Source organism: Bradyrhizobium sp. (assembly GCF_049581145.1).
In the GTDB taxonomy this organism is placed as follows: Bacteria; Pseudomonadota; Alphaproteobacteria; order Rhizobiales; family Xanthobacteraceae; genus Bradyrhizobium.
On the sequence record NZ_JBAURI010000094.1, the window covers coordinates 1 to 7,143 of the forward strand.

Annotated in this window: 9 protein-coding genes and 2 pseudogenes; 6 read left to right on the forward strand and 5 right to left on the reverse strand. The window is 64.0% G+C overall.

Features of this window, described 5'->3' with window-relative positions:
• From WCB02_RS02895 to WCB02_RS02910, 4 genes and pseudogenes are all read left to right on the forward strand, one after another.
• A pseudogene (locus WCB02_RS02895) lies at window positions 1–374 on the forward strand (threonine synthase); the annotation flags it as partial.
• Entirely contained in the window at window positions 371–1,660 is a 1,290-nt protein-coding gene (locus WCB02_RS02900; RefSeq protein WP_423956182.1) for a M16 family metallopeptidase, read from the forward strand. The pseudogene WCB02_RS02895 and the gene WCB02_RS02900, both read left to right, overlap by 4 nt.
• A 44-nt stretch (window positions 1,661–1,704) precedes the next feature.
• Entirely contained in the window at window positions 1,705–2,292 is a 588-nt protein-coding gene (locus tag WCB02_RS02905) for a GNAT family N-acetyltransferase (protein ID WP_423956184.1), read from the forward strand.
• A gap of 164 nt (window positions 2,293–2,456) precedes the next feature.
• Window positions 2,457–3,125 carry a hypothetical protein gene (locus tag WCB02_RS02910; protein WP_423956187.1) on the forward strand — a complete coding sequence of 223 codons (669 nt, stop codon included), beginning with the start codon at window positions 2,457–2,459 and terminating at the stop codon, window positions 3,123–3,125.
• Window positions 3,126–3,201: 76 nt separating this feature from the next.
• Here the strand turns inward: WCB02_RS02910 and WCB02_RS02915 are convergent, their stop codons facing one another.
• The 5 genes from WCB02_RS02915 to WCB02_RS02935 all read right to left on the reverse strand — a co-directional run bounded on the left by WCB02_RS02915 (window position 3,202) and on the right by WCB02_RS02935 (window position 5,742).
• Window positions 3,202–3,690 carry an ATP F0F1 synthase subunit B gene (locus WCB02_RS02915; protein WP_423956189.1) on the reverse strand — a complete coding sequence of 163 codons (489 nt, stop codon included), beginning with the start codon at window positions 3,688–3,690 and terminating at the stop codon, window positions 3,202–3,204.
• Between the two features lie 4 nt (window positions 3,691–3,694).
• Complete coding sequence (locus tag WCB02_RS02920; RefSeq protein WP_423956191.1) at window positions 3,695–4,249, reverse strand: F0F1 ATP synthase subunit B; 555 nt, start codon at window positions 4,247–4,249, stop codon at window positions 3,695–3,697.
• Window positions 4,250–4,276: 27 nt separating this feature from the next.
• The gene (locus tag WCB02_RS02925) at window positions 4,277–4,504 is read right to left on the reverse strand and encodes a F0F1 ATP synthase subunit C (protein ID WP_009796340.1); all 228 of its coding nucleotides are present in this window, start codon (window positions 4,502–4,504) and stop codon (window positions 4,277–4,279) included.
• Between the two features lie 42 nt (window positions 4,505–4,546).
• A complete protein-coding gene (locus WCB02_RS02930) occupies window positions 4,547–5,296 on the reverse strand; it encodes a F0F1 ATP synthase subunit A (protein ID WP_423956193.1) in 750 nt (249 codons plus the stop codon).
• Window positions 5,297–5,367: 71 nt separating this feature from the next.
• A complete protein-coding gene (locus WCB02_RS02935; protein ID WP_423956195.1) occupies window positions 5,368–5,742 on the reverse strand; it encodes an AtpZ/AtpI family protein in 375 nt (124 codons plus the stop codon).
• Window positions 5,743–6,152: 410 nt separating this feature from the next.
• Between WCB02_RS02935 and WCB02_RS02940 the strand changes: the two genes are divergently transcribed.
• Together WCB02_RS02940 and WCB02_RS02945 are read left to right on the forward strand one after the other, a co-directional pair.
• The gene (locus tag WCB02_RS02940; RefSeq protein ID WP_423956197.1) at window positions 6,153–6,785 is read left to right on the forward strand and encodes a 2-hydroxychromene-2-carboxylate isomerase; all 633 of its coding nucleotides are present in this window, start codon (window positions 6,153–6,155) and stop codon (window positions 6,783–6,785) included.
• 24 nt (window positions 6,786–6,809) lie between these two features.
• Window positions 6,810–7,143: pseudogene (locus tag WCB02_RS02945) on the forward strand (hypothetical protein); the annotation flags it as partial.

Genomic DNA, 7,143 nt, shown 5'->3' on the forward strand with positions numbered 1-7,143 from the left:
ATGCGACGCTGGCTGCGATCCGCAGCGAATTCGACGCCGGGCGCGCCGACGAGACCGAGACCAGTGCGGCGATCCGCGCCGCCTGGCGCGAGGCCGGCGATCTCGTCGATCCCCACACTGCGGTGGCGCTGGCGGTGGCCGATCGCGACATCACGGAAACGAACGTCCCCAATATCGTGCTGTCGACCGCGCATGCCGCGAAATTCCCCGATGCGGTCGAGGCCGCCTGCGGCGTCAGGCCGCCATTGCCGGCCTGGCTGGACGGATTGATGACGAAGCCCGAGCAGATCGAGATTGTGAAGAACGACCAGGACGAGGTCGAGCGGTTCGTCAAGTCGGTCAGCCGCGCCGCGAAACAAGGAGCGAGTGGATGAGTGTCGAGATTACCAGGCTGCCCTCCGGCCTCACCGTGGTCACCGACACCATGCCGCATCTGGAAACCGCGGCGCTCGGGGTGTGGGCCGGCGTCGGCGGCCGCGACGAGAAGCCGAACGAGCACGGCATCTCGCATCTGCTGGAGCACATGGCATTCAAGGGCACCACGCGGCGCACCTCGCGCGAGATCGTCGAGGAGATCGAGGCGGTCGGCGGCGATCTCAATGCCGGCACCTCGACCGAAACCACGGCCTATTACGCGCGGGTCATGAAGGCCGACGTGGCGCTGGCGCTCGACGTGCTGTCGGACATCCTGACCAATCCGTCGTTCGAGCCGGAGGAGCTCGAGCGGGAAAAGAACGTCATCGTGCAGGAGATCGGCGCGGCGCAGGATACGCCTGACGACGTGGTGTTCGAGCATCTCAATGAATTGTGCTACCCGGAGCAGCCGATGGGACGCTCGCTGCTCGGCACGGCGAAGACCCTGAAGCGGTTCGATCGCTCGATGCTGCGCGACTATCTCTCGACCCATTATCGCGGTCCGGACATGGTGGTGGCCGCCGCCGGCGCCATCGATCACAAGCGGGTGGTCGACGAGGTGACGGAGCGCTTTGCCAGCTTCGATGGCGCGCCGGCGCCGAAACCGCAGGCGGCCATGTTCGGCAAGGGTGGCTCGCGCGTGGTGCATCGCGAGCTCGAGCAGGCCCATCTGACCTTGGCGCTGGAGGGTGTGCCGCAGACCGACCTGTCGCTGTTCTCGCTGCAGGCCTTCACCAACACGCTCGGCGGCGGGATGTCGTCGCGGCTGTTCCAGGAGGTGCGGGAAAAGCGCGGCCTGTGCTACTCGATCTACACGTTCCACGCTCCCTATAGCGACACCGGATTTTTCGGCCTCTATACCGGTACCGATCCGGCGGACGCGCCGGAAATGATGGAAGTGGTGGTGGATGTCGTCAACGATGCGGTCGAGACGCTGACGGAGGAGGAGGTCGCGCGTGCCAAGGCGCAGATGAAGGCCGGCCTGTTGATGGCGCTGGAAAGCTGCAGCTCGCGCGCCGAACAGCTGGCGCGCCATGTTTTGGCCTACGGTCAGCCGCAGACTGTGGAAGATCTGGTGAAGAGGATCGACGAAGTGAGCGTGGATTCGACCCGGAATGCGGCACGCGCGCTGCTGTTGCGCAGCCGGCCGGCCGTGGTCGCCCTTGGCAGCGGCAGGGGTCTGGACACGGCGGTGTCTTTTGCGGAAGGATTGACGAGTTCGAAGGCCAGGGTCCGGCTGCACTGACAACCAGCAGCGAGACGGGTTCTGGCATCGGGGAGCATCACGTCATGGCCCTGTTTCGTTTGCCATCGAGCGGACCGACCGCGCTTGCGCCGCGCGGCAGCGGATTGCTGCTGCGCGCGCCGCAGATGTCCGATTTCCTGCAGTGGGCCCATTTGCGCGACTATAGCCGCGAATATCTGACGCCATGGGAGCCGATCTGGCCGTCCGATGATCTGACGCGCGCGGGGTTCCGGCGGCGGCTGCGCCGTTATGCCGAGGATATCGCCGCCGACCGGTCCTATCCGTTCATCATTTTCCGCGAGCTCGATGGCGCGATGATCGGCGGCATCACGCTCGCCAATGTCCGCCGTGGCATCGTGCAGGCCGGCACCATCGGCTATTGGGTCGGCGAACCCCATGCGCATCGCGGCTACATGACCGCGGCGCTGCGGGTGCTGTTGCCGACCCTGTTCGGCGAGCTCAATCTGCACCGCGTCGAGGCTGCCTGCATCCCGACCAATGCCCCCTCGATCCGGGTGCTGGAGAAATGCGGCTTTTCCCGCGAGGGGCTGGCGCGGCGCTACCTCTGCATCAACGGGGTGTGGCAGGACCACCTGTTATTTGGCCTTTTGAACGAGGATTTTCGCGGTTAAACAGCATGTTCAGGGCGCAATCGGCGGCCTCGATGCGCGTCTCGATGGCTCCATAGGTGCCGCCATACTTGCCTTGGGGGCGCCCCGATCACATCGTTATAAAACCGTTCCCGAGGACATCATGGCTGGACAGCATCCAGGATCTTTGCACGCAGGATCTTCGCATGGGTGAGAACCGTATCATCAAGGCAGTGGGCGCGGCGCTGGTCGCGCTGGCGATCTGCGGCGTTTGCGCGCCGGCGGCGTCGCAGTCGCTGAGCGACCGTTTCAAGAGCCTGTTTGGCGGCAAGCCCGATGATCCGGCGCCCCAGGCGGGGCAGCAAGGCCAGCCGGGGCAGCCAGCCCCCGACCCTGGACTGACCGAATCTCAGGTCGAGGACAATTGTCCTTCGGTCACCATCCGCGCCGGAGCCTCGACCTTTGCGGTGGCCGCGCCCGGCAAGCAGCCGGTCGGCAATGACGTCCGCTACCAGGCGACGATCACCAGGACAGCGCGGGAGTGCAGGAAGAACGGCGATGACATCGTCGCGCGGATCGGCATTCAGGGCCGCGTCATCGCCGGCCCCGCCGGCGCGCCGTCATCGGTCGAGGTGCCGTTGCGCATCGCGGTGGTGCAGGGCGGCGTCAACGAGAAGGTGATCGCCACCAAGGCCTACCGGACCACGGTCGAGATGACCGAAGACGCCAGCGTGCCGTTCTCGTTCGTCGCCGACGACCTGGTCTATCCGATGCCGCCCGGCGCGCTGGTCGATTCCTATATCTTCTATATCGGTTTCGATCCGCAGCTCGTGGCGCCGGAGCCGAAGCCGAAAGCGGCGAGGCGGAAGAAGTAGACGACGCGTACCGCCGCAAACAAAAAAGCCGGCGAGCATGTTGCGCCGGCTTTGTTGATTGCGAAGCTGGCTTTGTTCAATTCAGCTTCTGGCGCACCTCGGCGATGCCCTTGGTCACGAGCTGGTCGGCGACCTTGTCCTTTACCGTCTGCGACAGGATGCTGGACGCCGCCGCGATCGCGGCATCGGCCGCGGCGGAGCGGACGTCGGCCACCGCCTGCGCTTCGGCCAGCGCGATCTTGCTTTCGGCGCTCCTGGTGCGCCGCGCGACGAAGTCTTCCATCTTGGCCTTGGCCTCGGCCGCGATCCGCTCGGCATCGGCCCTGGCGCTGGTGATGATGTCGGCGGCCTCGCTCTCCGCCCTGGCACGGCGCGCCTTGTAGTCCGCGAGCACCCTGGCAGCGTCTTCCTTGAGCCGTCGGGCGTCGTCGAGCTCGGCCTTGATCCGCGCGGCGCGGCTATCCAGCGCCTTCAGCACCGTGCGATGCACGCCGACATAGGCGAACACGCCCATCAGGATGACGAAGCCGACGGCAACCCAGAATTCCGACTCGGCAAAGAACATCGATCTATCCCTTCAACGACGCGTCGACCGCGGCATTGACCGTCTTGCCGTCGGCCTTGATCCCGGTCAGCTGCCTGACGATCGCAGCCGCCGCGTCCGCGGCAATGCCGCGGACATTGCCCATCGCGCTCAGGCGCGTCGCCGCGATGGTCTTCTCGGCGTCGGCGAGCTTGGCCGAAAGTCGCTCCTCGAGCGTCTTGCGTTCGGCGTCCGCGACCGCGTTGAGCTTGTCGCGGGTCTCGGCGCCGATCGCCTGTGCCCGCGAGCGGGCGGCGGCGAGCTCGCTCTCATAGGCCTTGAGCGCGGCGTCGGACTCGTCCCTCAGCCGCTGCGCTTCCGCCAGATCGCCGTCGATCGCGTTCTGCCGGGCGTCGATCACGCCGCCCACGCGCGGCAGCGCAATGCGCGAGACGATCAGGTAAAGCGCGACGAAGGCGATGACCAGCGACACCAGTTGCGAAGCAAAGGTGCTCTTTTCAAACGGCGGAAACGGTGGTTTGCCACCCTCGGCTTCGGTATGAGCGCCGGTGCCCTTGGTCTCGCCATGACTTTCAGCCATGGTATTCTCCCGTTCGGCCTGGCCCGATTACAGCGCGAACAGCAGCAGCAGCGCGATCAGCAGCGAGAAGATGCCGAGCGCTTCGGTCACGGCGAAGCCGAAGATCAGGTTGCCGAACTGGCCTTGGGCGGCCGAGGGATTGCGCACCGCAGCGGCCAGATAGTTGCCGAAGATGATGCCCACGCCGGCGCCGGCGCCACCCATGCCGATGCAGGCAATACCAGCGCCAATGTACTTCGCGGCAATCGGATCCATGAAACGAACTCCTTTGAGGGGTTTGGCAGAAAAAGGGCCGGATCAGTGGCCCGGATGAAGCGCATCGTTGAGATAGATCACGGTGAGGATGGCGAAGACATAGGCCTGCAGGAACGCCACCAGCAGCTCCAGCGCGGTGAGCGCGATCACCATGCCGAGCGGCAGCACGGCGCCGAAATAGCCGACGATGCCGATGCCCGCCAGAACCGGAATGAAGCTCGCGAACACCTTGAGCGCGATGTGGCCCGCCAGCATGTTGGCGAACAGACGCACCGAGTGCGAGATCGGCCGCAGGAAGAACGAGAACACCTCGATGAATACGACCAGCGGCAGGATGTAGATCGGAACGCCGGAGGGGACAAATATCTTGAGGAATTTCAGCCCGTTCTTGTAGAAGCCGTAGAACAGCACGGTAACGAAGACCATCAACGCCAGCGCCGCCGTGACGATGATGTGGCTCGACACCGTGAAGGCGTAGGGAATGATCCCGACGACGTTCGAGATGCAGATGAACATGAAGATCGAGAACACCAGCGGGAAGAACTTCATGCCTTCCCTGCCGGCGTTGCCGCGCACCGTGCTGGCCACGAACTCGTAAGTGATTTCGGCGATCGACTGGATGCGTCCCGGCACCAGCCGCTTGCTGGCGACGCCGCCGATCATCAGCAGCGAGACCAGCGCCACCGTGCCGAACATGTAGGCGGAGGAGTTGGTGAAGGCGATCTCCTGATTGCCGATATGGCCGATCGTGAAGATCTTTTCGATATTGAACTGTTCGATCGGATCGATCATCCGCGCGGGTCTCTTGGTTCGCCAGCCACGCCGGCGCTCTAGAATTCAATTCGTCCGGCTGCCGCCTTGCACTAGCGGCCGGTTCTGTCCGGGGCCACGCCTGCCGACCTCACCACGTTGACGACCCCGGCCGTAAAGCCGAGCAGGACGAACACGATGAGCCCCCAGGGTGAGATCGACAGCAAGTGGTCGATGCCCCAGCCAATCAGCGCTCCGACAATGACGCCGGCGATCAATTCGGAAGAAAGCCGGAAACCAAGCGCCATCGCCGATGCTCTGGCCGCTCCGTCCCCGCCTTGACCTCCGGCCTGGTCAGTCTCGATTTTGCGGTTGCCGCGAATTTCGGACAACCGCTGATCCAGACTTCCGAGCCTTGCGGAAAGCGCAGCTTCGTCGGGCAATTTCTCGCGATTTCCGTGTCCCTCGTCGTTCGTGCGTTCCGCCATGGATGGAGACCCGACACGATGCCGATGGGTTGGAAATTACGCCCCGTCGCCCTTGAAAGCCGCGCGGACCATACTGACCACCTCCGGCCAAGTCAAGATTACGTGTTTATTGCCTAATTAATTGATTTATCTTGATTTATCTCGATCTATCGTGTCGGCGGCGGCGCAATTTCTGCGGCGCGAAAGCCACAATGACGGGCCGTTTTGTCCGGGCGCCAACTCGGGCCGGCCTGGATCGCTTTTCCATGAGCGGCTTGCGCGCACGAATTCCGGCAGGCGTGCCCTGAAACCGGCGCGCTGCGATAATTTCAAAAAATTTCGTGGTCTCATCGCGCAACGATCAATCTTGCCACCGCGGGGCCGCTCTGTTGGGATCGATCGCGAATACAAGTGCGGTGATGGGGGTTCGGATGTCGCGGCGCGTCGACTATTATTTTTCGTTTCAATCGCCCTGGGCCTATATCGGGCACAACGCGTTCCGCGACGTCGTCGCGACCTTTGATCTTGAAGTGAACCACAAGCCGGTGGTGCTGGTCGATCTGTTCTCGGAGACCGGTGGGCTGCCGCTCCTGAAACGTCATCCGGTGCGGCAGCGCTACCGGATGGTCGAGCTGCAGCGCTGGCGCGACAGGCGCGGGCTGGATTTCCATCTTCAGCCGGCCCACTGGCCGTTCAACGCCCGCCTCGCCGATGGTGTGGTGATTGCCGCGATCGAGGCTGGGCTCGATCCCGATCCGTTGCTGCGGCGGGTGTTTCCGGCGGTGTGGGAGGATCAGCTCAATCTTGCCGACCCCGACACCATCGCCAGGCTCGCCGATCAATCCGGGCTTCCCGGCAAGCAACTCGTCGAGCGGTCAGGCTCGGACGAGATCAGCAAGGCTTACGAGCAAAATCGCCAGGATGCGATCGCCGCCGACGTCTTCGGCTCGCCGGTCTATGTGCTCGACGGTGAGGTGTTTTGGGGGCAGGACCGGATCGAATTGCTCGCCGACGCATTGAAGTCCGGTCGGCCACCCTATAGCTCAAAGGTTCAGGGGGCCTGACCGGTCAGCGAGGCCAGCAACGCCATGAAAGTCATGACGCATCCCGTAGCGCACCGCATGAAATTGCATGCTGCAGCGTATCCTGCGACATCGCCCGCAAGATTCTCCACCACGATCGCGACCATCGCTTTTTGTCTCGCCGGGGTCGGCGGGGTGGCGGCGGATTCGCTGCCGGATAGCGAGAATGGCCGTTACACGTTCTCCCCGGTTGCGGGCGGCCTGATCAGGCTCGATACGCGCACCGGCGTGGTTTCGAATTGCAATAGTTCTCCCGCCGGCTGGGCCTGCTATGCCGTGCCCGACGAGCGCAAGGCGATGGATGACGAGATCGGCAGGCTGCAGGCGGAGAATGAAAAGC